Here is a 2,712-nt window from a genome sequence, read left to right as displayed (position 1 = left end):
CTCGGTGTTGTACGCCCGGTGCGATTCCTGAAGCAGCAATCGGGTTTCCTGTTCGCTCCAAGCCACGGTCACCGTCTCACTGTCTCTGACCAGCAAAGGCTGTCCGGCCGCTCTTTCTTGATCCTTAGGCAGCGATGCGACTTCGATGTGGGCAAGACGCTGCCAGTATTCGCGTTCATTTTCGACGGCCGGACTGTTCGCATATTGAGACAACCGCTCTGCCCAAGCAGAGAACGAATCCGTTTTATATGGCAAGCGAATCGCTTCTCCCCGAACGGCTTGTTCATATCCAGTCGCAAAATCCTCAAACACAATCCGCCATGAAATGCCGTCTACGACCAAATGGTGAATGGCGATCAGTAAATGATCTCCATCCATGCAGCGGAAAAGCCCCAGCTTCACCAGCGGTCCTTCATCCAGACGAATGGAGCTTTGGATGGCACTCGCCTTCCTTTCAATGGCGGCTGCCACCTCTGCCATGTTTTGCACATCCATCAAATCCACAACGTCCAGATGATACAGCTCGCCTTCGTTCACACCGCGATTCCATGCTTCATAGCCCTGTTCGGTCTGACGGAAGACCATACGTAGCGCATCATGATGCTCCGTCACCTTGGTCACCGTGCGATGCAATGCGTCTAGATCGAAACCTTCCGCTTTGTGCAGCATCACTGACTGGTTGAAATAATGCGGCTCTGCCGACGATAGTTCAAAGAACCATTGCTGGATCGGGGTCAGCTTGACGCTGCCCGAAACTTCACCCTGATCGGCTGTACGGCTAACGTTGTGTACATGACCGCTCAGCAGCGAAATGGACGGATATTGGAACAAATCCTTCATATCCAGCTTGTAGCCCGCTTGCAGCAGACGGGAGGATACCTGGATCGCTTTGATCGAATCCCCGCCCAGATCAAAGAAATTATCCAGAATGCCGACGCTCTTTGCTCCTAATACCCCCTGCCAAATGGAAGCTAACGTCTGCTCCAGCGCTGTGCGCGGCGCTACATAATCTGCTCCGCTTTGCAATCTGCCTTCCGGTGCTGGCAAGGCCTTGCGGTCGATTTTACCGTTCGGTGTCAGTGGCATCTGCTCCAGCTGAATAAAGTACGAAGGCACCATGTAGTTGGGTAATTCTTCACCCAGCAAGCTGCGCAGCTCACCCGCGCTTACTTCTCTTTCAGCAACCAAGTACGCCACCAGTTGGTTTTGCCCTTGCTCGTCCGCTTGGGCCAGTACGATGACCTCTTGCACGTCTTCCACTTTCAGAATCTGTGCCTCGACCTCGCCCAGCTCGATCCGGTAGCCCCGGATTTTCACCTGATGATCGATCCGGCCCAAATATTCGATGTTGCCGTCTGGCATCCATCTTGCCAAGTCTCCCGTCCGGTACATCCGCTCATAGCCGGCTTCACCCGCCGCAAACGGGTTCGCTACAAATTTCTCGGCCGTCAGTTCTGGGCGATCTAGATACCCCCGCGCCAGGCCCGGACCGGATACGCACAGTTCACCCGCTACGCCGACCGGCGCCAAATGTCCATCCATATCCACCATGTATACCCGGTGATTGGGCACAGGGCGTCCAATGGAAATGAGTTGGCCTGCTCTCGCATCCTCGGATACCGGCCAGATCGAAGTCGCAACTGAGTTTTCAGTTGGCCCGTAACCGTTATAGTACGCCACCTGATCCTTCCACTTGTATACCAGCTCGGTGGATGAGGCTGAACCCGCAGTGAACAAAATACGCAGGTGCGGCATCCGCCCCGGCTCCAAATACACCGCATAAGTCGGCGGCAAAGCGGCCACGGTAATCCGGTGATCCGCCATATATTGCTCAAACCGCTCGTAGTTCAAAATCGTCTCTGTCGTTGGCACGTACAACGTGGCTCCGCAGAACAGCGCCTGGAAGATTTCCCAGCAAGCCGCGTCAAACGAGTAGCTGGCAAATAGCAGCGCATGATCCGACATACGGATCTGAAGTGTCTGATCAAAATACGTTTTCAGATTGCACAGTCCGTGGTGCTCCAGCATCACGCCCTTCGGTTGCCCGGTTGTCCCCGACGTATAGATGACATACGCCAGATCGTTCGGACCCGACAGCGGCTCCAGATTAGAACCATCCTCGTGATACACACTTTGTTCCCCATCCAATACCAGCACTTGACCATCGATAGCTGATTTGTCCACCAGATGACTTTGTGTCAACAGCAGTTTCGCTCCCGAGTCGTCCAGCATGTAGCGAATACGCTCTTCTGGATAGGCCGGATCGATTGGGACATATGCGCCCCCAGCTTTTAAAATCCCGAAGATGCCCACGATCATGTCCACCGAACGCTCGGTCATCAGTCCCACCAGACGATCCTTCGTCACCCCTTGACTCCGCAAGGTACGAGCTAATCGATTGGCGCGTTCATTCAGCTCACGATAAGTCAGCTGCTCCCCTTCGAAGTACAACGCTGGCTGCTCCGGCGTCTGCGCAGTTTGCGCCTCGAACAAGCCGTGAATCGTTTGCTCGCTTGGATAGACTGCTGCTGTATTGCCCCAGACCTCAACGATCTGCTTACGCTCCTGTGCGGTTACCATATCCAGCTCCTGTACGGAGATGTCCGGATTCGCTATCACCTGCTCCAGGAGCTGTACCAGATGACCTCGAATTTGCTCTACACTTTCCCGTTCAAAGGCGAGGGCATTATAACCAAAGCTCATGTGAATGGT

Annotated in this window: 1 protein-coding gene; it reads right to left on the bottom strand. The window is 54.3% G+C overall.

What is annotated here, in order from left to right; all coding sequences use genetic code 11:
* A partial coding sequence (locus AC5V8P_RS24975) for an amino acid adenylation domain-containing protein (RefSeq protein WP_495473996.1) occupies positions 1-2,712 on the bottom strand: 2,712 nt, incomplete at both ends.

The sequence above is a fragment of the Paenibacillus sp. N119s genome (assembly GCF_059447605.1).
This window is presented reverse-complemented; position numbering and strand designations above follow the sequence as displayed.